Genomic DNA, 26,012 nt, shown 5'->3' with positions numbered 1-26,012 from the left:
ACCGAAGAGCTTGCGGACCTCGTAGAGGTCCCGCTCCGAGCAGCTGGCGATGTCGACACCCTCGATGACCACCGAGCCCGTGTCGGGCTTGATCAGGCCGATCAGGGTCTTGAGGAGCACGGACTTACCCGTGCCGGACGGACCCAGCATCACGCTGATCTCGCCCGCAGGCAGCGTCAGCGTGACATCCTTCCAGATGAGCTGCTTACCAAAGCTCTTGGTCAGCCCTTCGATCTTCACATCCACACCCATGCCCATGCCTCCACTCGATGGTTATCGTCCGGTCAGCGGGGCGCGAGCCCGGCGACCTTCCAGCCGTTGCCCACCTGTTGCATCCTCACCTCGACGCGCGATGCGCTGACGCTGGGCTCGACCCCAGGCGCCACCGTGGTCTGGGTCAGAAAGACCAGGACCGTGACCCGCGACCCGGCGGCCTTGACCACGCCTGCCCCGGAGAGGGTCGCCTTCGTGGAGATCTGCTTCTGGGTCGCCGCCTTTGCGACGGGACCGTCGAGCAGCTTGGTGTAATCGGTGCGGAACCGTCCGGTGGTCTGGTCCTGGGAGCGTGCGAGGTCGTCCTCGAGCGTGCGGTGGTCGTAGCTCAGCAGCACGGGCACCCGGCTCTTGGCCGCGGCGAGCGCGTCGCTGCGATCGCGAGCGCGGCCCGAGGCCCGGTCGGCGAGCACGCCGAACGCGGCCGCCGCGACCAACCCGACGACCACGAGCACCACGATCGCCCAGCGCAGCAGCAGTCCCCGCTCCAGGTTGAGCCGCAGCCGACCGGATCCGCACGGCAGCGACTGGTCGGTGTGCTCGGTCTCTTCAGAGAAGGCGGTTGCCATCTCGGTCTCCTCGATGGTCACGGGATGAACTCCAGTCCGGATACAAGCCAGCGGCCCTCGACGTTCCGCATCTCGACCTTGACCCGGTAATCACGTTGCTGCGGTGCCTTCGTGCCCGAGTTCGACACCGTGCCGGTCGCTGCGACGAACACCGTCGCCTGCTCGTCGGTCGAGCGCGCCACACCGGCAGAGACGACCTCACCCTCGGCATCGACCTTGTTGGCCTTCAACGCCTTCTGCAGCGCGTTCGCCTGCTGCTTCAGGTCGCTGCGAAAGGAGGCTGTCGCGCCGTCGAGAAGGGTCTCGAAAGCCGTCTCCGAGTCTTCTGCACTGACCGAGATGAGCCGGGTGACCTCGGTGGAGGCCGCCGAGACGGCCTCGGCTCTCTGGTGCTCGGCAGTGACATCCTCGCGCCAGGACCAGGCGCGCTGCCCGGCGAACACGAGCAGCCCGACGCCCAGCACCAGCAGGAGCACGAAGGTCCTGGTGGAGAGTCTCTCCATCGTCCCTACGGCCATCGTCACCACAGCCCGACCGGGTCGAGGAACAGCTGCTTCCAGGAGTTGTCCTCAACAGACGCGTCCGCCGTCCCCCTCGACGACGGCTCGCCTGCCGAAGTCTTCGGAGCGGTCGAGGTCGCGTTCGGGTCGGCGCCCTCGGGCCAACGACCCTTGCCGAACTCCAGCCCGCACGAGGACGGCAATGGCCCGCGGGCGGACGAGTTCGGGCAGGGCAGGTTGCGAGCGCCCCGCACCGACGACGGGTCGTCGGGCGCGGTCTCGCAGTGAGCGAGCGGGTCGACCTTGCGTACGCTCTCCTCGGACGGACTGCGTCGCTCGTCGGTGGACAGGTAGCCCGTCGTGCACGACGGTGGATTGTTGACGCCTGCGCGTAGGTCCAGCTGCACGTCACCCTCCTTGGCCCGCGGGTTGACCGTCTGTTGAAGCCGTCCGATCGTGGCGGGGTACACGACCAGGATCTGCTGAAGCTGCGGAAGATAGGTGTTGAGCACCTCGCCGTTGACCATCAGGTTGTCCAGAAGCATCGGCAGCGTCGTCTGAAGGTCGTTGACGGTCGCTGTGGTGCTGTCCAGGCCCGTTCGCCCGTCGCGAAGCAGCGAGCGCAAATCGGCGTCGTTCACAGCGAGCTCCTTGGTAAGCGCCCGGAGCGACGACATCGACGATACGGTCTGCGGCGCCATCTCCTCCTGAGTGGCCAGCACCGGCTCCAGCGCGCGGATCAGCTCGGTCGTCGAGGTGACCTCCTGCTGGGCCGTGTCCATCAGTGTGCTGGAGTCCTCGATCAGCCGGCCGACGTCCTCGCTGCTCGACCCGAGACCGGTGTCCACCTGGTCCAGTACGTTGCGAGTCTGCCGCTGCGGGACGGACTCGAGCAGGTGGTTGACCGCATCGAGGACCGGGGCGATCTGGGGCATGTCGACGGTGCGTGACTGCGGTAGCACGTCCCCGCCGCTCAGGCTCGCCTCGGTGGCGGACGAAGAGACCAGGGAGACGTACTGCTCCCCCACCGCGGAGGTGCTGTGGAGCTCGGCGTCGACGTTGCCCGGGATCCGGGTGCCGTCGTCGAGGCGGAGCGTGGCGACGGCTGCACGCGGGGTCACCTCGAGGTCGGTCACCTGCCCGACCTTGACGCCCCGGTAGGTGACCAGGGCGCTCTCGTAGAGTCCGCTGGCGTCGGTGAACTCGGCGGTGACCTGGTAGACCCCGATGCCGAGGATCGCCGGAATCCGCGCATAGGTGAAGACCATCAGCCCGAGCGCGAGAGCGGTCAGGCAGGCGAAGACGCCCAACTGCCGCTTCACCAGCCTCGTCAGCAGCATCAGCAGCCTCCCAGGCTCGTGAGCAGACAACCCTCGTCGGACGTGCTCGGGGCTCCGAACCCGGTGAGCCAGGTGTCGGTGAGGCTTGAGACGCGGAGGTCGAACGTCGCGAAGAGGTTGGCGTAGTCGCCGCTGAGCACGTTGGTCGTGGTCATAGCCGGGAACGGGATGGTCAGACCGATCTTGAGCGCCTCGGGGATGGAGTCGCCGACCTTGCCGAGGCTGGTCAGGATAGGCCGCAGGGCGTCCAGGTTCGCGAGGAGAGCCGTGCGGCTGGCCCGGATGACCTTCGTCGCCTGAGCCCCGGTCTGGCCGGTCCGGGTGACGGCACGGACGAGGCTCTGCCGCTCCTCCTCGAGCGTACGCAGCCCCGGTGCGATCTGGTCGATCGCGTTCGCCAAGACCATCCGGTCCCGAGCGAGGCCGGCGGAGAGCCGGTCGAGCGCCTCGAGCGCCTGCACGATCTCGCCCTTGTTGTCGTCGAGCACGGCGAGCAGCTCGTTGGTGCGCCGTACCAGGTTGCGGGTGTCGGGGACCCGGTCGTCCAGCGCCGTCGCCAGCTCGGAGGTGATGGTCTCGATCTGCGACAGCCCGCCGTTGTTGAGCAGCAGCGCCACCGCGCCGAGGACCTGCTCGGTGGCGGGGTAGGTGCCGGTCTGGGTGACCGGAATCCGGGCGCCGTCCTGCAGCACCTCGGTCCGCTCCACCGCTGCCGCGATGCTGCCGGCGCTGCTCGGAGTCGGCGTCTGGGCCGGCGCGCTGACGTCGACGTACTGGGCGCCGAGCAGAGTCTTCTGCCCGATGGCGAAGGTGGAGTCGGCCGGGACGCGGGCCGACTCCATCAGTCGGAGCCTGACCTTTGCCTTCCAGTCCGAGACGCTGATGCCGGCGACGGTGCCGATGACGACGTTGTCCATCTGCACGGCGGAGTTGGGCACCAGGTTCGCGACCTCGTCGAAGGTGACGGTGACGGTGTAGCCGTCCCTGCCGACGCCGGGCTGGCCGGGGAGCGTGTAGTCGTTCGGTTGCAGGCTGCTGCAGCCGGTCAGGCCGACCACGAGTGCGGCCATGGTCGCCAGGATCTGTGTCTTCATCGGTCGCCTCCGAGGTCGGTGCCGAGCAGGCCGGGCAAGAGGGGTTGTACTCCGTCAAGGCCCGCACCCAGGTCAGGCAGCGGTATCGAGGGCCCACCGGGGTCGGCCGGCGCCGGCGCCCCCGGCCCCGCTGTGCCCGGCCCCGCCACTGCCGGTCCCGCCACGCTCTGCTGGGCGCTCTTGATCAAGTCGACGAGCGGGGCCAACGCGTCGCGGCACTGCTGCGCAGTGCCGCCGGCGCCGAGCACGGCACCGCAGACGAGCTGGGCGGCGTCGTTGAGCCCGGTCAGGGAGGCCCGCCCGGTGATCGCCTGCTTGTCGATCACGTTGAAGAGATCGATCAGTGCCGTCGGAGCCATATGCAAGATCGCCGCGAGCTGGTTGGACCGGTCGGCGAGGGCCGCGCTGAGCAGGTTCAGGTCACGTACGGAGCTCCTGATCCGGGAGCGGTTGTCATGGGTAAGCTCGCCAGTCGCCGCCAGCGCCGCAGAGAGCTCCTCGATCGCCTTGGTGAGCTCGCGACGGTTGGCGGCCAGCACCGCGGAGACCTCGCTGAGTTGCTCGGTGAACCCAGCCACGGCGGCATCGTTGACGGCGAGGTTCTTGGTGAAGCTGTTCAGATTCGAGACGGTCGTGAACATATCGGCGCGTCCGTCGGAGAGGGTCGCGGTGGCGCTGCGGAGCCCCTCGACCGCCTCCCGCAGCTGCTCGGCATTGCCGTTGCGGAGGTTGGCGTCCAGGGTCTCGATGGCGGCTCGGAGCGGCTGCTTGCCGGAGCCTGCGGGGGCCAGCGCGGTGGAGAGGTCGGTGAGCTGCTTCTTGACCTCGTCGAAGGAGACCGGCACCGCGGTGCGGTCCAGCTGGATCTGACCACCGTCGGACATCGCCGGACCATGGGTGTAGGCCGGTGAGAGCTGGACGAACCGCCCGCTGACCAGGCTCGGAGAGACGATGGCGGCGTGGGCACCGGCCGGGATCCGCTGCCCGCCCTCGACCTCGATCCCGACATGCACGCCGTCGTCCTGCGGGTCGACCTCGGTGACCCGGCCGACGGCAACCCCGAGGACCTTGACATCGTCACCCTCGTAGAGCCCGTCAGCGTTGCTGAAGACCGCGGTCACCACCGTCGAGCGGGTGTCCTTGACGGTGTAGTAGGCGCCCGTGGCGAGGAGCAGCAGCGCGAGCCCGATCAGGACGCGGCGCAGCAGGAGGCTGGAGGAGATGGTCACTTCACGACCCCCGAGACGATCGGCGCCAGCGTGCCCGGCGAGGTGAGGTTCTGGATGTACGCGTCGAACCACGGTCCCGTCGAGATGGCCTCCCCAAACCCGGTGACGTAGCCGCGCAGCCCGGTGATGGCCTCCTGCAGCGCGGCCTTGTTCCGGTTGAGCACGGTGACCACCGAGTCGAGCTGGCCGAGCGCCGGGCCGAGCGTGGCCCGATTGTCGTCGACAAGGCCACGCAGCTGGGTGGAGAGGTCCTGCACGCTGGCGAGCAGGCTCACCACGACGGCCTGGCGGGCGTTGAGCTGCTCAAGGAGCGACTGTCCGGAGGTGAGCAGGGTCTCGATCTGCTCGTTGCGGCTCGCGAGGACGCCCGAGACCCGCGAGGCACGGGCGAGTAGAGCGCGGAGCTGGTCGTCGTTCTGCTCGACGGCGGCGGTTAGCTCGGTGACTCCTCGCAGAGCGGGGCCGACGTCGTCGCGGGTTCCGCTCAGTGCCGTACTGGCTTGGTCGAGTGCGCCGGCAAGCTGGGTCTTGTCGATGTCGGCCGAGGTGGTCGTCAGCTGGTTCAGGGTGGCGGTGAGGTTGTAAGGCGAGGAGGTCCGCGATGTCGGGATCGTGTCGCCAGCACTCAGCCGTCCGCCGCCGGAGGGGACGAGCTCGACGGCCGCGCGGCCGAGGAGGGTGACGGTGGTGATGCGTGCCTCGGTCTTGCCGCCGAGCTTGACATCGCCGTCGGTGAGGACCAGGTCGGCGACGACCTCGTCGCCGTCGAGACGTACGTCGCGAACCTTGCCGACCTGGGCGCCGGAGACCATGACGGCGTCGCCGCCCTTGAGGCCCCCGGCCTCGGCGAAGGCGGCGTGGATGGCGTCTCCGTTGCCCACGAGCGGGAGCTTGTTGTAGTTGAGGCTGGCGGTGACCACCAGCGCGATCGCCATGGTGCCGACCAGGCCCCGGGCGGCGTTCTGAGCGGGCGTACGGAAGCTCATCACTTGCACCTCTGCGCGTCGGACATGATCCAGGGAGTCGTGATGGTGGCCTCGGTCTGGACCCGGACCCCACACAGGAAGAAGTTGAAGTAGTTGCCGTACGAGGCGGTGTTCTGGATCGCCGCGTAGTGGTTCGGCAGTTTCTGCAGCACCTGTTGCAGGGTGGCCTGCTCCTGGTTGATGCCGTTCGCCGCCTTGGTGAGCTGGGACAGGTCGGCCGCGAGGTCTCCCCTGCCCTCTTCCACCAGTGACCCTGCGCTGCGCGCGAACCGGTCGGTCTGCGCCGCGGCGTCGAGAATCTGGGCGTCCTGCTGCTCTAGACCGTCGAGGAGCCGGCTGAACTGGTCGATGAGCTCCTGGATGGTCTCGCGCTTGTCGTCGAGGGTGCCGACGACGGTGTTGAGGTTCCGGATCACCTCCCCGATCAGCTCCTGACGGTTGCCGAGCGTCGTGGTGAGCGAGGCGGCCCGCTGCACCAGGGTGGAGATGGCGGAACTCTGTCCCTGCAGGATCTTGATCAGGTCGCCGGAGAAGGCGTTGATCTGTGCCGGGGCGAGGCCCGCGAAGAGGGGTTTGAACCCGTTGAGCAACAGGTCGAGGTCCAGGGCCGGCCGGGTTCGGGATATCGGGATGGTGTCGCCAGCCGAGATCGGTCTCGCGTCCGGGTCGGGGCGGCTGAGCTGGACGATCCGGTCGCCGATGAGGTTCCGGTACTGCACCGTGGCCTCGGTCGAGGCGTTGAGCTCCTGGTCCCGGGGGACGTCGAAGGAGACGCGTACGGTCGTGTCGCGCTGAACCGCCAGGCCGGTGACCTTGCCGACGTCCACGCCCGCGATCCGGACCAGGTCGCCCTCCTGGAGTCCCGACACGTTGGCGAAGACGGCGTCGTAGGTGACCCGGTCGCCGGGACGGTGGGCGGCCGTCACCACACCGACCCAGTACGTGAACAGAGCCGCGACCGCTAAGAAGATGCCGAACTTGATCAGGTCGGAACGTTCCCGGCGCCGAAGCTTGCTGCTGCTGGTCACTGCTTGCCTCCTGCGGCGTTGGCGCCACCGGCCAGCAGACCGAGCAGCGTAGTGAGCGTGTTCTCCTGGACCGTGGGCTGCTTGCCTGCGTACGGGTTGGCGCCGGCCGCAAAGGTAGGCACCGCGGCCTGTGCCTCCTCTTCAGTCACGTACGGGAGCCCATAGCACTCAGGACCGCGGGTGTCGCCGATCTCCGGCAGATTGCGCTCGTACGTATAGGGGTCGCGCCCCGGAACGATGCGGGTGATCGTGGTGATCCCCGGATGCGTGCCTCCGACTGCGACCTCGGCAAGCTTGTTGGCCGAGGCCAGACCGAGGATCGTGCACGGCAGCTCCGGGGAGTAGCGCTCCACGACCCCGGTGACCGGCTCGGTCAGCCTCAACGTGGTGGTGAGCCGCTCCCCTGAGCTGTCGAGCAGCCTGCCGGCGCTGTTGTCGAAGGAGTACAGGCTCAGCTCGAACGCGTGCAGCGACTTCTGCTGGGTGGTGAGCGTCCTGCTGGTCACCGCCGCGTTGTCGGCCAGGGCCACCAGGTCGGGCCGCGCGGTGTCGTACGTCTGCGCGACGCTCGCACCCGACCTGATGTCGCTGGTGAGCGTACTCAGGTAAGGGTTGAACGAGGTGAGGTAGCCGTTGATCTGGGTGATCAGGAGCCCGATGTCCTCGCCGCGCTGGTCCACCGCCTGCGAGACAGCGGTGAGGGCGGCGGCAACCTCGGCGGGCTTAGCGGTGTCGAGCACCTGAGTGAGGTTCTCGAACGCCTCGTCGACCTCGACCGTGACCCGGTCGGCATCGATCGTCGATCCGGCTCGGATCCGCGCAGCGCCCGGGTCGCCGGGGTTGAGCTGGATGTACTTCGCGCCGAACGCCGTCGGCGGGACGATCTCGGCGGTCGCGTCGCTGGAGATCTGGTCGAACTCGCCCCGGTCGATGTCGAGCTGGATCGAGACCCCGTCGCCTCCGTCGTTGTGGACGGAGCCGACTCTGCCGATCGCGACGCCGCGGAGCTTGACCGCCGCGCCCGAGGTCAGGGTCAGCCCTGCCCGGTCGGAGGAGACGGTGAGCGGAACGGTGGAGCGGAAGGCACCCTGGTAGGTGGCGACGGTGCCGGCGACGAGCGCGAGGATCAGCGCGATGAAGGTGAGCCCGTAGGTGACGTGACGATCAACCATGCCCCTCACCCCGCGATGTGGACCGACGGACCGCCCCAGATGGCGATGCCGAAGATCAGGTCGACGAACATGATGGCGACGAGGGCCGAGCGCACGGCCCGGCCGACGGCCCGGCCGACGCCGGCAGGCCCGCCCGACGCCTTGAACCCGTGGTAGCAGCACACCGAGACCACGACCAGCGCCATGATCGCGACCTTCAGCATGGACAGGAACAGGTCGCCGGGGATCAGGAACGTGTCGAAGTAATGCTGGTACGTGCCCGGCGCCTCGTCGTAGCCGACGGTCACCACCAGCCGTGTCGCCAGCCAGCACATCATCACCGCGATGGCGTACAGCGGGATGACGGCGATGAGCCCGGCCATGATCCGGGTGGTCACCAGGTAGGGCACCGGCGGCACTGCCATCACCTCGAGCGCGTCGATCTCCTCCGAGACCCGCATGGCGCCGATCTGGGCGGTGAACCCCGCGCCGACGGTCGCTGTGAGTGCGATCCCCGCGATGATCGGAGCCACCTCGCGAGTGTTGAAGTACGCCGAGAAGAACCCCGACAGCGCGGAGACGCCGATGTTGTCGAAGGACGTGTAAGCCTGCAGCCCGACCTCGATGCCTGACGCCGCGGTGAGGAAGCCGATCACGAGAACGGTCCCGCCGATCAGTGCCAGTGCGCCGGTTCCCATCGCGACCTCGGCCAGGAGCCGGACGACTTCCTTGCGGTAGCGGCGGAAGGCATGGGGGAAGTGGGCGTAGGCGCGGCCATGGAAGGCGAGCTGCTCGCCGAGCTCGCGGAGAGCTGATGTGTTGACGGCCATCTCAGGCTCCCGACTTGAGCTGGAGGAACAGGGTGCTGATCACGCTGTTGGCGGCGAACAGGAGCATGAACGCGAACACGACGGTCTGGTTCACTGCTTCCCCGACGCCTTTGGGCCCGCCCTTGGCGTTGAGCCCCAGGTAACAGGCGGTCAGGCCGGCCAGTAGTCCGAAGACAGCTGCCTTGGCCTCAGCGGCGATGAAGTCCGAGAGCCCCACGAGAAGGGTGAGGTCGTTGAGGTAGAGCCCTGGTGTGGCGCCCTGCAGCACCACGGAGAAGAAGTAGCCGCCGACCAGGCCGACGACGGTCACCAGGCCGTTGAGCGCGATGCCCACGAGGGTCGAGGCGACCACGCGAGGGACGACGAGGCGCTGGACCGGATCGATCCCAAGGGTGGTCATCGCGTCGATCTCCTCGCGGATCTTGCGCGAGCCCAGGTCCGCGCAGATCGCGGTGGCTCCCGCCCCCGCGACGACGAGAACGCTGACGATCGGGCCGATCTCACGGACGACGGCGACGGCAGCCCCCGCGCCGGCCAGGTCGACCGCACCGATCTCGATCAGGAGCTGGTTGACCTGGAAGATGATGACCACGCAGAACGGGATCGCGACCAGGAGCGCCGGCCAGAACGAGACGGTGGTGATGAACCATGCCTGGGAGACGAACTCACGGAACTGGAACCTCCGCGTGAATCCCTTCCGGAAGACCGAGACGACGAAGTCGTAGAAGTCACCGAAAGACGCCAGAGCCTTGAAGATCGCGTTAGACTGGAGCGCCTCGGCGGCGATCCTCTGACGCTCGGGCGTCATGCCTCGGACACCGGGCGGTTCGGCCCGGTTGGTCGGGGCGGCGGTCATGAAGCCGGCCGGCCGTTGATCGCGATCACCGGCAGTCGCAGAGCGGCGGGTGCCTCAGCCGGCACCATCGGGTGGTTCGGGCTGGCCGGCGCCGTTCGCTGGTAGGCCGCACCGAGCGGCGGCCGCGGGTCGGCCTCGCCCTTGTTCGGCCACATCGACATGGCGCGCTCGGCCTGTGCCGTGATGGTCAGGCTCGGGTTCACCCCGAGGTTGGCGGAGATCGTCGAGCCGTCGGTGATGTGCAGCCCGGGATGGCCGTGGACGCGGTGGTAGGGGTCGACGACGCCGCTCTCGGCGCTGTCCCCGATCACGCAGCCGCCGAGGAAATGGGCCGTCATCGGGACGTTGAAGATCTCGCCGACGCTCGAGAACGGCCGGCCGTCGATCTTCTCGCTGATGCTGCGGATCGCCTGGTTGGCGACCGGGATCCAGGTCGGGTTCGGCTCGCCGTGGCCCTGCTTCGAGGAGAGCCGAAGCGACCCGCGGCCGAAGCGCCGCTTCTTGCCGAAGACGGTGATCGAGTTGTCGCTGGTCTGCATGACAAGTGCGATGACCGTACGCTCCGCCCAGCTGCGGATCCCCAGGTAGTGGCCGACGAACTGGACCGGATGACGCAGGATCTGGCCGATCCACTTCACCGCCCTGGGCACCCGGCCGCCACCATCGGTCATGACGGTGGTGAGCAGCCCCATGAACCCGGAGCCGGCGCCGTACCGCACCGGTTCGATGTGGGTGTGGTCGTTCGGGTGGATCGAGCTCGTGATGGCGACGCCGTGGTTGAGGTCTCCGTTGGTCCGGGTCCCCGGCCGCGTGCTCGCGGTGCACAGCGCCTCCGAGTTCGTCCGGGTCAGTTCCCCCAGCCGGTTCGAGAGGTCGGGAAGGAGCCCCCGCTGCTTCATGGTGTGCAGTAGCTCCTGCGTACCCCAGGCGCCGGCGGCGATGATGACCTGCCCGGTCGTGATCGTGTGCGCGGTGCGGCGGCGCGATCGGCCCGACTCGTGCGCGGCGATGCGGTAGCCGCCGTCGTACGGGGTGATGCTGTCGACAGTGGTGAGCTCCCTGACCTCTGCCCCGCCCCGCTCAGCGAGATGGAGGTAGTTCTTCAGCAACGTGTTCTTCGCGTTGTGCCGGCACCCGGTCATGCACTCGCCACACTCCAGGCACCCGGTGCGGTCGGGACCGACCCCGCCGAAGTATGGGTCGGCGACAGTCACGCCGGGCTCCAAGGCGTCGTCACGGCCGAAGAAGACCCCGACCGGCGCGGGGCCGTAGGTGTCAGCCACACCGAGCTCGGCGGCGACCTCGCCCAAGATCTTGTCGGGCCGCGTGGTCGTCGGGTTCGGCCTGACGCCGAGCATCCGCTTGGCCTGGTCGTAGTACGGAGCCAGCTCATCGCGCCAGTCGGTGATGTGTGACCACTGGGCATCGCGGTAGAACGCGTCCGAGCGCGGCTCGTAGAGCGTGTTCGCGTATACCAGCGAACCGCCGCCCACGCCTGCACCGGCAAGCACGACCACGTCGCGGAGGAAGTGGATGCGCTGGATCCCGAAGCAGCCGAGCCGAGGCGCGAACAGGAACCTCCGCACATCCCAGGAGGTCGCCGCGAAGTCCTCGTCACGGAACCGCCGCCCGGCCTCGAGCACCAGTACCCGGTAGCCCTTCTCGACCAGCCGAAGAGCGGCGACCGAGCCGCCGAAGCCGGAGCCGACCACGACGACGTCGTAGGTCTGTTCAGGGCGCGATGCTTCCACCGGGCTCTCCTGTCAGTCGTTTGGAAAGTGTTGCCCGTCACACGATCGGGCTTGCGGTAGTCCATCAACGGGCTCGAAGCGGCCTCTAGTGATTGCGCCCAAATGTCGTCCCGCCGGTTGTGCGCCACACCAAGTGACCTCACGTTGTGGCCATGAAGTGGTCGCGGTCACAAAGTGGGATAGCCTGGCGAGCCAGGGCGCGCCTAGCGCCTACCCCGCTCGGAAGGGATCTCAGTTGACCATCGACACATTTCCTGCCGAGCTCGCCGCCTGGCTTCCGGCATTCGTCGCCGACGAGCTACGCCCGGAGATGATCGACGGCTGGGTCACCCGGACGAGCAGCGCGATCCGGGGCGAGCTGCCCGAGCTCGCCTTGGAGCCGGACTTCGTCGTGCTCCTGGACGACGCAGTCAGGGAACACTGGCTTGCCTTCCTGGCCGCGTTCGTCCAACCCGCCTTCCATGCCTACCTGCCGGGAGCGGGCAGCAGGCTGGCCCGCGAGGTCGCCGGTCGCCAGCTGCCGTTGGAGCTCCTGCTCAAGATGTACCGAGCCGCCCAGCAGGAATCGTGGCACTACGTCACCGGCGTGGTCAACGCGCTGCCGGCCGGCCAGATCGACCATGCTGCGCTGCTCATCTTCTTCTGGGGACGCGCGAGCGCATGGATCGACGCGGCGATCACGGATTCCACCGAGATCTTCCATGCCGAGACCTCTCGGCACTCCAAGGGCGTGGCGGCACAACGCTACGAGGTCGTGAAGGCGCTCCTGGCCGGGGAGTCCACCGACGCCCGCCGCACCTCGGCTGCACTGGGCGGCTATCCGATGTCGGTGCAGCACACGGCCCTGATCCTGGAGACGGCCGATGCATACGCGATCGACGAGCTCGACAAGATCGTCCTCGACGTCGCCCGCAGGCTCGGCGGGAGCAATCCTCTCATGGTGCACCCCGGCGGGCGCCAGCTGTGGGCATGGGTCGGCACGCGTGACCAGCCTGACCTAGACGCTCTCGACGAGCTCAGTCCCAGCCTGGAGAGCATCAGCGCCGTCTTGTACGCCGGTGCGCCTGCGCCCGGCCAGGAGGGGCTCGTCAGCAGCCACGACGACGCACGGCGCACCCGGCGGATCGCCGCGAGCGGCGGTGCGTCGGCTCTGGTCACGCGCTACGACCGGGTCGAGCTCCTCGCCCTGCTCGGTTGCAGTCCCGAGGTCGACCGGTTCGTCGACCGTGTGCTGGGGCCGCTGGGATCACCCGATGAGCCGACGGCACGGACCCGCGAGACGGTGCTCGCCTTCCTGTCGCACGGAGGGAACGTGGAGGACGCCGCCGAGGAGCTCTGTGTGCACCGCAACACCGTCCGATATCGGCTCGGCCGGGCCGAGGAGCTGCTCGACCGGCCGGTGGCCAAGGCCGGCGACGAGCTCCGGCTGGCGATCCAGCACCGCGAGTTCTTCCACACACCCGAGAGTCAGGACTGAACCGCCCATCACGGCGGCCCGTTCACACCGTGACAGGTGGGCGCTCAGCCTAGCGCGTGCGACGCCCACTCCGTCGCACGGACCGACCACGAAGGAGCCGGCGGAGGTAGTCGAGCTGAAGCTCGGCCACCTGATGAGCGAGGAGCAACAGAAGGGCATGAGGTGCTCCCCTTCCGGCACGCGCCGCTCGTGGGCACGAGCCCTTACTCGGCTGGCGTCGGTTCCTCCGGCCGTTAGCCACTCCCTGCCTCAAGCGTGGCCCGAGGCGTGACGCCGGCAGTTACTTCCAAGGATCCCCTTGCGGATGACCTGGTTGAACGCTCGGGACTTCACCGACACACTGGTGGGACGGGTTCTTGGGGACAGGGCCCGCGAACTCGTTGGTCAAGGCGACGGCCTCCGTCCTCATTGGACAGTAAGCAAGCTCTCGTTGTCGATCGCGAGCCCCACACTCTGGGCAAGGTCACGCATGACCAACCAGACTTGGTGGGCGATCCGGGTGACGACTTCATCCTGGGACTCGTCGTGGTGGTCGAGCCACCAAATGATGCCAGCATCGACCATGCCCATCAGCCCCGCCATGACGCCATCAGGCGGGTCAACCTGGATGTCAGGGGTGCGCAAGTACGCCGATGTGGCGGCCACAACCTCCCCCAGGAATCGTGTGCGCCCCAGCCGAGCCCGATGAGTTGCCTTGGTCTGCTGGCGGGCGGCCATGAATCGATACAAGTTCGGATGCTCTGCAGCCCACCTCACGGCAGCCTCGATCACACCCTCGATGATCACCGGCGCGGTGCCGCTGTGCCGCATCGCGGGACGCACGGTCTCGATTAGCTGGGTAGCAGCAAATCGCAGCACCTCGCTCTCGAGGTCGTCCTTACTGTTGAAGTGGCGGTAGACGTGAGGTCGCGCCACCCCGGCTCGCTCGGCGATCTGGGCGGTGCCGACCCCGGCGCCGTACTCCTCGATCGCGCCAGCCGCGGCGACCACGATCTGCTCGCGTCGCGGGGCACGGTGGGAGTCGTGCGCGGTCGACCGGCGCACGACGGCCGTGTCCACCCACTTCGAGAGATCCACGGCCGTAATCTAACCCATCGCACTAGCGCGGGTACAGTCGGTACCCGTAACATGGTACAGGTTGTACCCGGCACCCACGACCCCTTTTGGAGGACCCATGCCCGGCCGCCGTTCGCCCTGGATGACCCAGGACCTCGACGACTTCCGCGATCTCGCCCGAACCTTCTGCGAGAGGGAGATCAAGCCCAACATCGACCGCTTCATCAAGAACAAACGCGTCGACCGCGAGCTCTGGACACGAGCGGGCGACCTCGGTCTGCTGTGCGCGTCCATCCCGGAGGAGTACGGCGGCGGCGGCGGCAACTTCCATCACGAGGCGATTCTGATCGAGGAGCAGGCACGCGTCGGCGACAGCAGCTGGGGGGCATCGCTGCACAGTGGCATCGTCGCGCACTATCTGCTGCACTACGGCACCGAGGAGCAGAAGCAGGAGTGGCTCCCCAAGTTGGCGTCCGGCGAGGTCGTCACCGCGATCGCGATGACCGAGCCCGGCACCGGTTCGGATCTGCAGGGAATCAAGACCCGTGCCATTCGCGATGGCGATGACTACGTCATCAATGGCGCCAAGACCTTCATTACCAACGGCTACCACGCGGACATGGTTCTGCTTGCCTGCAAGACCAATCCCGACGAGGCCGCGGCCGGTGTCTCGCTGGTCATCGTGCCGACCAACTCCGAGGGCTTCCGGCGCGGCCGGGTACTGGACAAGATTGGCCTCAAGGGACAAGACACCTGCGAACTGTTCTTCGACGACGTGCGCGTCCCCGCCAGCAACCTGCTCGGCACAGAGGAAGGTCAGGGCTTCATTCAGCTCATGATGCAGCTCCCACAGGAGCGCCTCCTCGTCGCCATCAGTTGCGCCGCATCGATGGATCTGATGCTCGACCTCACGCATGAGTACACGTTGTCGCGCGACGCATTCGGCAGGCCGATCTTCGGGTTTCAGAATACGAAGTTCAAGCTCGCCGAGGTCGCCACCGAGGCCCGCGTGACTCGCGCCTTCATCGACGAATGTATCTCCCTGCATGTGGAGGGCGGGCTCGATGTCCCGACCGCTGCAATGGCGAAGTATTGGGCTTCGGAGCGCGCTCAACACGTTGCCGACACGTGCCTCCAACTCCACGGCGGCTACGGCTACATGGAGGAATATCCGATTGCGCGAGCGTGGACCGACCTGCGGATCAGTCAGATCTACGCCGGCACCACCGAGATCATGAAGGAGATCATCGCCCGTTCTCTGCCGAAGCCCAACTGATTTGGGTCTCGACTCGCGCGTTCGCAACGCCTCACCGGGAATCGGCCGGTGTCGCCACGTCGGTGTCGGTCGCCAGCGAAATGGGCGAGTGGAGGTCGCCCGGGCGGTGCCAGCCCTCCCTGGCCAAAGAAGGCCCGAGTTCGGACCTCAAGCGCAGCACACCCACCACAGTTGATGGACCCCGGACAGACCCTTGAGATCGGTCCGGGGTCCCGGCTTGAGGTCTGACTCCGACTCGACATTCAATTGCCACGTCACCGGATGGTCGGAGCGATCCGGCCACGGCTGGCGTTCGCGCAGCTGACCGCCTGCCCCCGTCGGCCCGACAAAGAGGCGGCCGACCACGCAGGTTGCGCATCCAGAAATGGCGTGCTGCCCGGTGCCGAGTTGTCTCTCGCTCGTCGGCACCTCATGACCGCCATGCGGCGAACCGACGCATGGCGGTCATTCCGCACGCTGCCCGCCTGCCAACTCCTCAACCATCTGCCCCAGAGTGTCGGCGAGTCGCCCCGTACCGGCGCGGACCGCGTCCGGCTCAGGTCCGCGCTGCCTGAGGTCGGTCAGGTTCAGAGGGCGACCGATGTCAATAGTGACGGTGGGCCGCTTGAACAGCCGCGGGCGTCGGCTATAGGCGGGTAGGATCTCTTGGGCCCCTCGCTGCGCCACCGGAATGAGTGGTGCTCCGGACTCGAGCGCCAGTCGCACGGCGCCTGTCTTCAGATTCAGCAGGTGGCCGTCACGGTCTTTCGTGATCGATCCTTCGGGATAGACCACGAGAAGTGCACCGCCGCGAAGCGCTGTCAATGCGGCGCCGAATCCATCCCCGCCATGAGAGCGATCCACCTCCACGTGCCCGGCGGCTCGGAACCACCGTCCGACGATCCCCTGTCCGAACAGACTGCTCTTGGCCAGAAACGCTGGCGTCCGGCCTTGCGCGAGCACCATTTCAGCGATGAGCAGCGGGTCCACATGAGAGACGTGGTTCGCGGCAAGCACAACCCCGCCGCTCGCAGGGATCTGTTCAAGTCCACGCCAGTCCCGACGTCGCACCAGAATCAGCACGGGCTTGCAGACCAAGAAGGCCACCCACCACGCCACGCCCCACCCAGGTCGCGTTCCGGATAACCTCACCGGATTCCCATCATGGGCTGGGCACACAGGTAGTCGGTGCGCACATCGACGGTGGTCGGGTCCTTCTCATCGATGTCGCCTTCGCACGGCGCAGTGCAAAGCCTGCACGAGACCGCACTCTTGGGGATGGGTGCAGGTATATGGAGGTCAGAGCTCCGCCCCCCGATGCCAGTCCAGGCCGCAGTATCCGTTCGGTCCGGACGTCGCTCTCCCAGTCTCTCCTTCCGGCCATCTACCGCGAATTCACAATGGCATTCGCGATCTCTCCTCAGCCCAAATGATCGGCCAGCGTCGGGGCGCGAACCTCGGGAGGTTGTGTCAACGGTTCTCAATCGTCCCGACCCATCACTTGCTCGGCGCCCGCGGCAAAATGTCCAAGGCTGACCACAACGAAGGTAGCCGCGGCTGACCCCGCCTTCTGACCAGCGTCGTCCCAGGCGTCAGCGCGTAGTAGCAGCCGACGTCCTTCACGCTGGGCGACGTGCGCGGAGAATGTGTAGGGACGGTGCAGCCAGAACGGGGCGTGGTACTCGATGGTGAGGCTGCGCGTGACGGCGAGGGAGCCGACCGTGTACAGGGCGAATCCGAAGAGGTCGTCAAAGGCGAGGGCGACCGCTCCTCCGTGCGCGATGCCCGGGGCACCTACTTGGGCGTCGGAGAAGCGGTGGACCGCTTCGACGCCCGCCGCGGTGCGCACGACCTCCAGACCCAGGCCGGCGGGATTGCCGGGCCCGCACCCTGCGCAGTCCGGGGAGTGTGGTGGCAGCCTCTGGCCGATCTCCACCGTGTCCCGGCCGACGAGGTGCTCCGTCCACCGAGAGATCACTTCCACATCGCCGCGCACCTTCCCTTCGCCACTGCCGGCGGGCGCCTGCTGGTGGCCATGGTCGAACATTGCCGCCACGCGTATGCCTCCTCTTCTCTCACCTTGCCTCGAGTTCTCCGAATAGAGCGAGACTTCTCAGATTTCGATGACGGCCAGCTCGCCGTCGGCGTGCAAGGAGCGCAGGCGCTTCTTGTCGAACTTGCCGACCGAGGTCTTGGGCACCTCCGCGACGAAGCACCAGCGCTCGGGCAGCCACCACTTGGCCACCTTGCCCTCGAGGAACGCGCGGAGCTGGCCCGGCGTGGGCTCCCTGCCCTCGCGTACGACGACCACAGCCAGTGGCCGTTCTTGCCACTTCGTGTCTGGGACCCCGATCACGGAGGCCTCCAGGACGTCGGGATGCCCGGCAAGCAGTAGCTCGAGCTCAACAGAGGAGATCCACTCTCCGCCGGACTTGATCACGTCCTTGGTGCGGTCGGTCAGCGTGACGTAGCTCCGTGAATCGATGCGACCGACATCACCGGTGCGCAGCCAGCCGTCGTGGAACTTCTCCCCGTCATCCTCCTCGCCAAAATAGGTGCCGGTGATCCAGGGGCCGCGCACCTGCAGTTCCCCCACCGCTTCGCCGTCGTGAGGAAGCTCATGGCCGGCGTCGTCGACGATCCTCAACTCCACTCCCACCACCGGACGGCCTTGGGTGGCGCGCAGACGCCACCGCTCCTGCTCGTCGAGCGATGCGGGAGGATGTGCGATGGCGGCCAACGGAGAGGTCTCGGTCATCCCCCACGCCTGGAGGATCTGGACCCCGTACTTTTCCTCGAAGGTCTGCATCAGGTGCAGGGGCACCGCAGAGCCACCGCAGGCGACGAGACCGAGAGAGGAGACGTCGTGGCCCGGGTTCGAATCCAAGAAGTTCAAGACGTCGTTCCAGATTGTCGGGACCGCGCCGGCGATCGTCGGCTTCTCGGCACCGATCAGTCGCACCAGTGGTTCGGCCTGCAAGAACCGCTCGGGCATGAGCAGGTCGGCACCTGCCATGAACGCCGCATAGATCAGGCCCCACGCATTGGCGTGGAACATCGGCACGATCGACAGGATGCGATCCTCGCAGCTGACTCGAAGGCCGTCGGCGGCGCAAGCCGCCATCGAGTGCAGGTATGTCGACCGGTGGCTGTAGGCCACGCCCTTGGGGTTGCCGGTCGTGCCGGACGTGTAGCACATGGCCGCTGCTGAATGCTCATCGAGGTCCGGCCAGTCAAAGGTCTCGGGCTGAGCAGCGATGAACTCCTCGTAACCCACGACTGTGACCCCATCGCGGCGCAGCGGGGCGAGATCGACATGGCCAGTCACCACGACGGTGTGCACGCTTCTGATCTGCGGCAACACGGGAGCCAGCAGGGATACCAGACTGCCATCGACGATCACGACTCGATCCTGGGCGTGATTGCCGATGTAGACAAGTTGTTCCGAGGTGAGGCGCAGGTTCAGGGTGTGCAGCACCGCGCCCATCGAAGGCACCGCCACGTAGGCCTCCACGTGCTCCTGGTTGTTCCACATGAAGGTCGCGACGCGCTCGTCGCCCGTGATCCCACAGCCGCGCAACGCGTTGGCCAACTGAGCAGCCCTGCGGCCAACCTCAGCGAACGTGCCGACCTTCACGGACCCATCTGGCTGCAAGGTCCGCACGGTTGCTGAGCCATGGACGCTCGAGCCGTGGCGCAGAATCGCCGTGGTCGTCAACGGGGCATTCATCATCGTGCTCTGCATGAACATTCCTTCATCGTGGGTACATTCGGACGGACATCGATTCGGGCGGGGCTCGCCACGTGTCCGGGAAACAGCCGCCGATCAGTGATCTGCAGTGTTCAAAGAGCTTGCGGCAAGCTCCAGGGACTCGACCAGGCGCAATTCGACTTCCGGCAGTCGACTGGCCATCGAGGCGACGTCGCTAACCCGAGTTCGGACGTGAGTGTCGCGTTGGATCGCGGCGCGTGCGGTATCGGTCCAGGTCTGCGCGCAACGGGTGGCGGCAACTGCAAGCTCTGCGGTCGCGGGGTCGCCGGTCAGCCGTGCGACCTCAGTGCACCCATCGGCGAGCAGGCGTCGGAAGAGCCCGCCACCGGTGCCAGCCTTCTCGATGAAGGCACCAAGGCTGAACAGGAGGATCTCGAGTTCGTCGTCGGGAAGTTCGGTCCAGGTCTCGACGTCCTCCGCCAGCTGAGCGACCGCTGCCAGGCCCTCGGCGCCGATCGCCGCTGCTGTGGGATCGGCGATGCCGTGCAGCGACGGGTGGCGCATGTTGGCGGCGGACTGGCGAAATGCCCCTGCCGCCACGCCCGCAACTGCTGGAACGGAGCGAGGCCAAGTGATGCGGTACGTGCAGTGACGCGTCGGCTGTGGGAAGGCTGTTGAGGCCCGAGCCCGAGCCAATGCTTCGAGCGGTACCTCCTGCACCTCGGCGCGGTCGTTGTCCACGACGAAGGCGATCCCCTTGGCGTCGTCGTAGCCGATCACCACAATGTCGTGGCGGCTCATCTGCAACTGGACCCGCAGGTACGGCAGTTCGGCGATGTCGCCCCACATGAGGCTGGGTCGGCCGGCGTCGACTTCGTCGCGAACCCACGACCATCCCTCCTCGGGATCGTCGGTGGTGAGAACTTGCACCAGTCCGCCGAGGCGTAGAGGCAACTCGACTTCGAAGTCGGCCCCTCGGCCCACCAGATACAGCGGGGGAATGAGGTCGCTCGACCGGAGGTAGGACAGCCCCAAGGCGCCGCCGAGCGCGAACACCAGTCCCTCATCGGGCGGTCCGTCCCACCCGAGACCGTGCCAGTGGAGAAGATCCCGCATGGCGCCCGAACCGCAGTGTCCGCCCATCCGATGGGGGTAGTCCTGGATCAGGGTTCTGAGGGGCATGTGACGTCCTTCGCGTGTTGGCGGGCTGGTTCGGAGATGGGGACTAGTTGTTCCGGATTCGATCCAGGTAGGCCTGGCGGGCCTCCACGTCGACGTCGTCGAGGAACACCGAGTCCGTGCCCAGGGCGGAGCCGAGTCCGGCGGCCACCCGTCCGGGCACGAACTTCATCGCTGCGACCATGCCGCCGGCGAGGCGGGTGACGCGCACGAACGGACGGGGGCGCTCGATCAAGTCGGCCGTCGCCCGGGCAATCTCCTGGGGTTCGGCGTTGCGTAGCCCCTTGGCTCCGGCCGTTCCGGCGACGAGCTCGGTGTTGGTGAAGGTGGGTCGAACGGTGGACAGTTGGACCCCGGACTTGCGATATTCCTGTCGGGATGCCTCGGTGAAACCGATGACGGCGAACTTCGTGCCACAGTAGGTCGCCAAACCGGGCACTGCGAGCTCGCCGGCCAGCGATGCAGTGTTGATGATGTGCCCGGAACGCCGCGGCAGCATCCGTTGCAAGGCGAGTTTTGTCCCGAAGATCACTCCGAGGACGTTGATCTCGACCTGCCGGCGAGTCACAGCGTCATCTTCCTCGTGAGCGTGCCCGGTGGGCATGATGCCCGCGTTGTTGATCAGGACGTCGAGGGAGCCGAGCTGCTTCTCCACCCTGTCGAGGAAGGCCCGAAAGGAGTCGGGGTCGGTGACGTCGAGGCGGGTGACGACAGACAATCCGAGCTCGTCTGCGGCCTCCTTGGCACGTGCCTCGTCGACGTCGCCAATGGCGACGCGGTGGCCTCGTCGGATCAGCTCCTCCGCGGTCTGGTAACCGATACCGCGTGCTCCGCCGGTGATCGCGATCGTCTTGGCTGCCATGGTCGTGGTGCGCTTCGTCACTTGTTGTGCTCCTTGTTCAGGCCGAGGCGTTGACGCAGGCCGCGCCCGGCTGCCGCGCGCAACACCTTTCCGGCGATGGCCGTACGCCGGGAGGAGTACGGGTACCAGGTGAGTTCTCGTGCGAGCACGGGGAGTCGCGGCTCGGTGACCGCTTGGACCCGGCAGTACTTGTGCAGCCCGTAGGCTCCTCCGAGCCGGGCGCCGATCCCCGAGGCCTTCCAGCCACTGTGGGGCAGGGTCATGGCGAAGAGGTTGCTGAAGACGTCGTTGATGTTGACCGCACCCGCGTCCAAACGTCGTGCGACCCGCTGCCCACGAGCGTGGTCGCGAGTCCACACCGTCGCCGACAATCCGTAGGGCGAGTCGTTGGCCAGTCTGATGGCTTCGTCTTCGTCTGCGACGCGCATCACCGGGATTGTGGGGCCGAAGGTCTCCTCGGTCATGCACGCCATCGTGTGGTCCACGTCGACCAGGACGGTCGGCGCGTAGTAGTTCCCGGCCGCACCCCGGGTGCCGCCTGCCAGGACCTTCGCACCGGCCACGACTGCCTCGTTGACGTGGCGATCCGCGATGTCGACCTGCCTCGCGGTGACCATTGCGCCGACATCGTCTCCTGGCGCCACACCTTGGCTCAGCGCTTGTACCCGCTGGGCCAGACGAGACACGAACTCGTCGTAGATTGCTGCCACCACGTACACCCGCTCGACGGAAATACAGACCTGCCCTGCGTTGAACAGACCGCCCCAGGCGACGCCCTCGACCGCACGAGCAAGGTCGGCGTCCTCGAGCACGATCGCCGGGTCCTTGCCGCCCAGTTCCAGACTCAACGGCTTCAACTGCTCAGCACAGCGAACGGCGACCGCGCGACCCGTGACGGTGGAGCCGGTGAACTGTACGAAGTCAGCGGCGTCAACCACTGCTGCACCGGTGTCGCCGGCCCCCGCGACGTGTGCCAGAACGGGCGGGGCGCCGATCTCACGCCAGCCCTCGATGATCCGCGCGCAGGTCAACGGCGTCTCTTCCGAGGACTTGGCAAGGACTGCACTGCCGGCAGCGAGTGCGGGTGCTGCGTCCATGAGGAAGAGGGTGATCGGGAAGTTCCACGGAGTGATGAGTCCGACGAGGGGGTAGGGCTGGTAGGTCTTGGACAGTCTCTTCGGCAGACTCAGCAGACCCGAGGACTTGACCTTCTCATCGGCGAGAAAGTCCTCGGCATGGTCGGCGTAGTAGGTGATGAATTCGCACGACGCTGTCGTCTCGACGAGTGCGTCAGGGCGTACCTTGCCCGTCTCGGCCTGCAGCAGGTCGGTTAGCTCATCGGTGTGAGCCAGGATCCAGTCGCGCCACCGACGCAGCCACCGTGCACGCTGCCGCGGACCAGCCTCGGCCCATGCGTCCTGGGCGAGGCGGAGCTCAGCCGCGACGCGGTTCACGGCCTCACGATCGTCCACGGGGACGGTTCCTACCAGACCGTCGTCGGATGGGTTCCGCACCTCCAGGGTGGCTGCTGTGGTCGTCGTGCTCATCAGGCCTCCTGGGATGAGTGGGACCCGCGGAAAGCTCCACCGGGCCTGGTCTGACTTGTGGGTTGGTCGGTGAATGCGTCATCGACCGGATGCGCGGAGGTATCCACCATCGGTCCATACGTGTCCCGAAGCTCGGCCAGGATGGTGACCAAGGGCAGGTCGTCGAAGACGCCGCGCTCGCGGACGTACTCCATGTGCTGGGTTCCGTCCGCAGTGAAGGCGTGCATCAGAGCGTCGTGCTCGCCGTCGAACTCCACGGGAGGAACACCGAAACGAGCACACAGTTCGGTGTTGAACGCCGGGGTCGCCTTGAGCCACCTGCCATCGATATGGAGGCTGCTGTAGCCGTGATAGACGAACAGGTCGGTGCCGCCCATGCGCGCTCGCAATGCTTCGGTCTGCAAGTGGTTGCGGACATCGGCGAAGCCCAGCCGTGCCGGAATCCCTGCCGCACGGCAAACCGCGGTCAAAAGCACCGCTTTCGGGACACAGTAGGCGCGGCCGGCCTGGAGGACGAAGCTCGCTCGGTAATGGGCGGGATCGTCCGAGACGGTGTAGGGGTCGTACCAGACTTGGTCGCGGACGGCAGCGAAGAGGCGTTTCGCCTTGTCTCGGTCGGTGCGCGCGTCACCGATCGAGGCGGCGGCGAACGTACGGACGGCCTCGTGCTCGATGTCGAGGAATTCGGTCGCCTCCAGGAACGACTCTGGTATCTGACTCACCTGTGCTCCAGGGTGATCGGCAGCCCATCGACGGGAATAGTCGGGTCGGTTATGACACGCTTGCTGAACATGAAGTCGCGAGGGCGGTTGACACAGTCCGCCGCGAGCAGCTCGCCTTGTCGGAGGTAGAAGCACGTGAAGTCGCGGTCCCGGCTCGGATCGCCGCTGAGGACCACTTCGTCGTACCCGGTGTTGAGTCCGGCGATCTGGAGCTTGAGGTCGTACTGATCTGACCAGAACCATGGAAGTGCAGTGATCTCCTTGGACTTCCCGCACATGGTCGCGGCGGCGACCTTGGCCTGCTCGCCCGCGCTGGGGACGGACTCCAGACGGATCCGACGGCCGTATCGCGCCATGTCGTGGCTCGCACAGTCGCCGGCGGCGACGATGCCAGGGTCGCTGGTCCGGGCCCGGTCATCGATAACGATGCCGTCGTCGACAAGCAGACCTGCTGCTGAGGCGAGGTCGGTGTTCGGTTCAACGCCGATGCCGACAATAACGAGGTCGGCAGGGATTGATTCGCCGCTGGACAGAACCACCTCGCGGACCCGGCTATCGCCGGTGAGGGCCTCGACCAGGGCGCCCGTCCGAACGTCGGTGCCCTTCTCCCGGTGGATCCGCTCGAAGAATGCAGAGACCTCGGGAGCGGTGACTCGTTCGAGAACACGCTCGGCCGCCTCGAGAACGGTGACTTCCAGACCCAGCGCACGCAACGAGGCGGCCGTCTCCAGCCCAATGTAGCCCCCGCCGACGATCACGGCCCTGCCCCCGGGGGTGGCGGCCTCTCGAATCAGTTCGACGTCTGCGGCAGTGCGCAGGTAGTAGACCCCGGCCAGGTCGGCTCCCGGGGTGCGAAGCCGTCGAGGACGGGCGCCCGTACACAGAGCGAGTTTGGTGTAGGCGAGTGACTCGCCGCTGCTCAGCACGAGGCGACCTGCCGTGCGGTCTATCCCCTGGACCGTCGCATGCAGTGGTTGTATCTCCTGCTTGGCATAGAACTCCGCGCTGCGGATCGCCAGTTCCCCAAGCGTGCTCCTCCCTGCCAAGTAGGCCTTCGACAGCGGCGGGCGTTGGTAGGGCAGAGCCGATTCATCGCCTACCAGGACGATCTCCCCGTTCCACCCTTCCTGACGCAGACTGGCTGCGAGCTGGGCACCGGCATGGCTTGCCCCGACGATGACGGCCCGCTGCAGGGTCATGCGGTGGGCTTCGGGGTGAGACGGACCATGAGCTTGCTGATGCCCCGTACGAAGTTGGACTGTACGTACTCAGGCTCACCGACGACCTCGATGTTCTCGAAACGCGGGAGCAGCTCTTCCCAGAGGATCCGCAGCTGCAGTTCGGCGAGCCGGTTGCCCATGCAGCGGTGGACGCCGAAGCCGAAGGAGATGTGGTTGCGTGCGTTGGGCCGATCGATGATCAAGTCGTCGGGGCGGTCGAACACACTCTCGTCGCGGTTGCCAGAGGCGTACCACATCACGACCTTGTCGCCCTTGCGGATGAACTGGCCGTTCAGCATGGTGTCGGCCTTGGCGATCCGGCGCATGTAGGCGAGTGGGGTCTGCCAGCGGATGATCTCCGAGACCATGTTCGGGATCAAGTCGGGGTTGGCCTTCAGCTTCTCGAACTGGTCAGGAAACTGGTTGAGTGCAAGAACGCCGCCGCTCATCGAGTTCCGCGTCGTGTCGTTGCCTCCGACGATGAGCAGCACCAGGTTGCCCAAGAACTCCATGGGGCGGTTGATCAGGTCCTTGGTGTTCTCGTTGCTCTGCAACATGGTGATCAGGTCGAAGCCGGGCTCTTCGCCGGCAGCTGTCCGGGCCGCCTTGTCATGCCAGAGCGCGCTGAGACCTCGCGCCATGTCGCGCATTCCTTCGAACACCTCGTCGTTGTCCGACGGCCCGCCGTTTGCCTGTTCCATCGAGGACGCAAGGTCTGACCAGTAGACGAGCTTGTGGCGCTGCTCGTACGGGAAGTCCAGCAAGGTGGCGAGCATTCGGCCGGTCAGTTCGATCGAGACGTTCTGCACCCAGTCGAACGGCTGGTCCACGGGAAGGCTGTCGAGCACCTCCTGGACGCGCGATCGGATCAGACCCTCCATCTCGCGCAGGTTCTTCGGCGTGACCACACCCTGCACGGCCTGACGCTGCAGGTCGTGTCGTGGTGGGTCCATCGCGATGAACATCTCGATGTCGAGGAAACGCGGCGGGGTGCCGATGATGATGAACGGCTCAGCGGAGAAGAGCTCGTGGTTCTTGTCGACTGCGATGATGTCGGCGTGCCGCGTGACGGACCAGAACGGACCGAACGGGCTGTCGGGCTGAAAGTGAACCGGAGCCTCGTTGCGAACGCGTTCGAAGTAGGACTTCCAATGGCCCTGCCGGTATAGGAAAGGATTGCTGAGGTCGATGTCGGCGAGTTCGACGTCCTCGACCGGCGGAATCGGTGCCTCGACGAAGATCTTCTCCCCGTTGGTCCCGGTCATCCATCGCCGAGTCTTGTCATAGATATGCGCGCCCTGGATCTGCCGCTCCATCGGGATGGCTGACTGAACTTTGGCGGTGATCGCGTCGGAAATCTTCATCACGTCGTATC

General features: G+C 66.7%; 24 protein-coding genes. 2 read left to right on the top strand and 22 right to left on the bottom strand.

The window, feature by feature from the left end:
* From UG56_RS05070 to UG56_RS05015, 12 genes are all read right to left on the bottom strand, one after another.
* On the bottom strand, positions 1-252 hold a 252-nt coding region (locus UG56_RS05070; RefSeq protein WP_143054918.1), incomplete at its 3' end, for an ATP-binding cassette domain-containing protein.
* 32 nt (positions 253-284) lie between these two features.
* Complete coding sequence (locus UG56_RS05065; RefSeq protein WP_045546830.1) at positions 285-863, bottom strand: hypothetical protein; 579 nt, start codon at positions 861-863, stop codon at positions 285-287.
* Entirely contained in the window at positions 860-1,318 is a 459-nt protein-coding gene (locus UG56_RS28235) for a hypothetical protein (protein WP_177191421.1), read from the bottom strand. The genes UG56_RS05065 and UG56_RS28235 overlap by 4 nt, the downstream gene beginning before the upstream one ends.
* 44 nt (positions 1,319-1,362) lie before the next feature.
* Positions 1,363-2,682, bottom strand: coding sequence for an MlaD family protein (locus UG56_RS05055; protein WP_052693076.1), 1,320 nt, complete (start codon positions 2,680-2,682; stop codon positions 1,363-1,365).
* Complete coding sequence (locus UG56_RS05050; protein ID WP_052693079.1) at positions 2,682-3,776, bottom strand: MCE family protein; 1,095 nt, start codon at positions 3,774-3,776, stop codon at positions 2,682-2,684. The genes UG56_RS05055 and UG56_RS05050 overlap by 1 nt, the downstream gene beginning before the upstream one ends.
* Complete coding sequence (locus UG56_RS05045; RefSeq protein WP_052693081.1) at positions 3,773-5,005, bottom strand: MCE family protein; 1,233 nt, start codon at positions 5,003-5,005, stop codon at positions 3,773-3,775. Before UG56_RS05045 ends, UG56_RS05050 begins: the two co-directional genes overlap by 4 nt.
* Positions 5,002-5,991, bottom strand: coding sequence for an MCE family protein (locus tag UG56_RS05040; protein ID WP_045546832.1), 990 nt, complete (start codon positions 5,989-5,991; stop codon positions 5,002-5,004). The genes UG56_RS05045 and UG56_RS05040 overlap by 4 nt, the downstream gene beginning before the upstream one ends.
* Entirely contained in the window at positions 5,991-7,019 is a 1,029-nt protein-coding gene (locus tag UG56_RS05035) for an MCE family protein (RefSeq protein WP_045546833.1), read from the bottom strand. Before UG56_RS05035 ends, UG56_RS05040 begins: the two co-directional genes overlap by 1 nt.
* Positions 7,016-8,191, bottom strand: coding sequence for an MCE family protein (locus tag UG56_RS05030; protein WP_045546834.1), 1,176 nt, complete (start codon positions 8,189-8,191; stop codon positions 7,016-7,018). Before UG56_RS05030 ends, UG56_RS05035 begins: the two co-directional genes overlap by 4 nt.
* A 5-nt stretch (positions 8,192-8,196) precedes the next feature.
* Complete coding sequence (locus UG56_RS05025; protein ID WP_045546835.1) at positions 8,197-9,000, bottom strand: MlaE family ABC transporter permease; 804 nt, start codon at positions 8,998-9,000, stop codon at positions 8,197-8,199.
* 1 nt (position 9,001) lies between these two features.
* Positions 9,002-9,808 (bottom strand): MlaE family ABC transporter permease, encoded by an 807-nt coding sequence (locus UG56_RS05020; RefSeq protein ID WP_045546902.1) that lies wholly within the window; start codon positions 9,806-9,808, stop codon positions 9,002-9,004.
* A 44-nt stretch (positions 9,809-9,852) separates the two neighbouring features.
* Positions 9,853-11,607, bottom strand: coding sequence for a GMC family oxidoreductase (locus UG56_RS05015; protein WP_045546836.1), 1,755 nt, complete (start codon positions 11,605-11,607; stop codon positions 9,853-9,855).
* Between the two features lie 235 nt (positions 11,608-11,842).
* Here UG56_RS05015 and UG56_RS05010 point away from each other — a divergent pair, with 235 nt between their 5' ends.
* Positions 11,843-13,084 (top strand): PucR family transcriptional regulator, encoded by a 1,242-nt coding sequence (locus UG56_RS05010; protein WP_045546837.1) that lies wholly within the window; start codon positions 11,843-11,845, stop codon positions 13,082-13,084.
* A gap of 405 nt (positions 13,085-13,489) precedes the next feature.
* Here the strand turns inward: UG56_RS05010 and UG56_RS05005 are convergent, their stop codons facing one another.
* On the bottom strand, positions 13,490-14,161 hold the full coding sequence (locus tag UG56_RS05005; RefSeq protein WP_218145132.1) for a TetR/AcrR family transcriptional regulator: 672 nt from the start codon (positions 14,159-14,161) through the stop codon (positions 13,490-13,492).
* Between the two features lie 97 nt (positions 14,162-14,258).
* On the opposite strand from UG56_RS05005, the gene UG56_RS05000 reads away from it, so the two are divergent.
* Positions 14,259-15,416, top strand: coding sequence for an acyl-CoA dehydrogenase family protein (locus tag UG56_RS05000; RefSeq protein WP_045546838.1), 1,158 nt, complete (start codon positions 14,259-14,261; stop codon positions 15,414-15,416).
* 444 nt (positions 15,417-15,860) lie between these two features.
* Here UG56_RS05000 and UG56_RS04995 read toward each other — a convergent pair whose 3' ends face one another.
* The 9 genes from UG56_RS04995 to UG56_RS04955 form a co-directional block, all read right to left on the bottom strand.
* On the bottom strand, positions 15,861-16,502 hold the full coding sequence (locus tag UG56_RS04995; RefSeq protein WP_256206445.1) for a lysophospholipid acyltransferase family protein: 642 nt from the start codon (positions 16,500-16,502) through the stop codon (positions 15,861-15,863).
* Between the two features lie 373 nt (positions 16,503-16,875).
* Positions 16,876-17,442, bottom strand: coding sequence for a PaaI family thioesterase (locus tag UG56_RS04990; RefSeq protein ID WP_084100522.1), 567 nt, complete (start codon positions 17,440-17,442; stop codon positions 16,876-16,878).
* A 66-nt stretch (positions 17,443-17,508) separates the two neighbouring features.
* The gene (locus UG56_RS04985; protein WP_045546905.1) at positions 17,509-19,140 is read right to left on the bottom strand and encodes a long-chain fatty acid--CoA ligase; all 1,632 of its coding nucleotides are present in this window, start codon (positions 19,138-19,140) and stop codon (positions 17,509-17,511) included.
* Between the two features lie 81 nt (positions 19,141-19,221).
* Positions 19,222-20,289 carry a BtrH N-terminal domain-containing protein gene (locus tag UG56_RS04980; RefSeq protein ID WP_045546840.1) on the bottom strand — a complete coding sequence of 356 codons (1,068 nt, stop codon included), beginning with the start codon at positions 20,287-20,289 and terminating at the stop codon, positions 19,222-19,224.
* Between the two features lie 43 nt (positions 20,290-20,332).
* Positions 20,333-21,169 carry an SDR family oxidoreductase gene (locus tag UG56_RS04975; RefSeq protein ID WP_256206444.1) on the bottom strand — a complete coding sequence of 279 codons (837 nt, stop codon included), beginning with the start codon at positions 21,167-21,169 and terminating at the stop codon, positions 20,333-20,335.
* The gene (locus UG56_RS04970; RefSeq protein ID WP_045546841.1) at positions 21,166-22,695 is read right to left on the bottom strand and encodes an aldehyde dehydrogenase family protein; all 1,530 of its coding nucleotides are present in this window, start codon (positions 22,693-22,695) and stop codon (positions 21,166-21,168) included. Before UG56_RS04970 ends, UG56_RS04975 begins: the two co-directional genes overlap by 4 nt.
* A complete protein-coding gene (locus UG56_RS04965; RefSeq protein ID WP_045546842.1) occupies positions 22,695-23,417 on the bottom strand; it encodes a transglutaminase-like domain-containing protein in 723 nt (240 codons plus the stop codon). The genes UG56_RS04970 and UG56_RS04965 overlap by 1 nt, the downstream gene beginning before the upstream one ends.
* Positions 23,414-24,616 (bottom strand): NAD(P)/FAD-dependent oxidoreductase, encoded by a 1,203-nt coding sequence (locus UG56_RS04960; RefSeq protein WP_045546843.1) that lies wholly within the window; start codon positions 24,614-24,616, stop codon positions 23,414-23,416. The genes UG56_RS04965 and UG56_RS04960 overlap by 4 nt, the downstream gene beginning before the upstream one ends.
* Complete coding sequence (locus UG56_RS04955; RefSeq protein WP_045546907.1) at positions 24,613-26,001, bottom strand: cytochrome P450; 1,389 nt, start codon at positions 25,999-26,001, stop codon at positions 24,613-24,615. The genes UG56_RS04960 and UG56_RS04955 overlap by 4 nt, the downstream gene beginning before the upstream one ends.
* Positions 26,002-26,012: the final 11 nt, after the last annotated feature.

The sequence above is a fragment of the Nocardioides luteus genome (assembly GCF_000960475.2).
Lineage (GTDB): Bacteria > Actinomycetota > Actinomycetes > Propionibacteriales > Nocardioidaceae > Nocardioides > Nocardioides luteus_A.
This window is presented reverse-complemented; position numbering and strand designations above follow the sequence as displayed.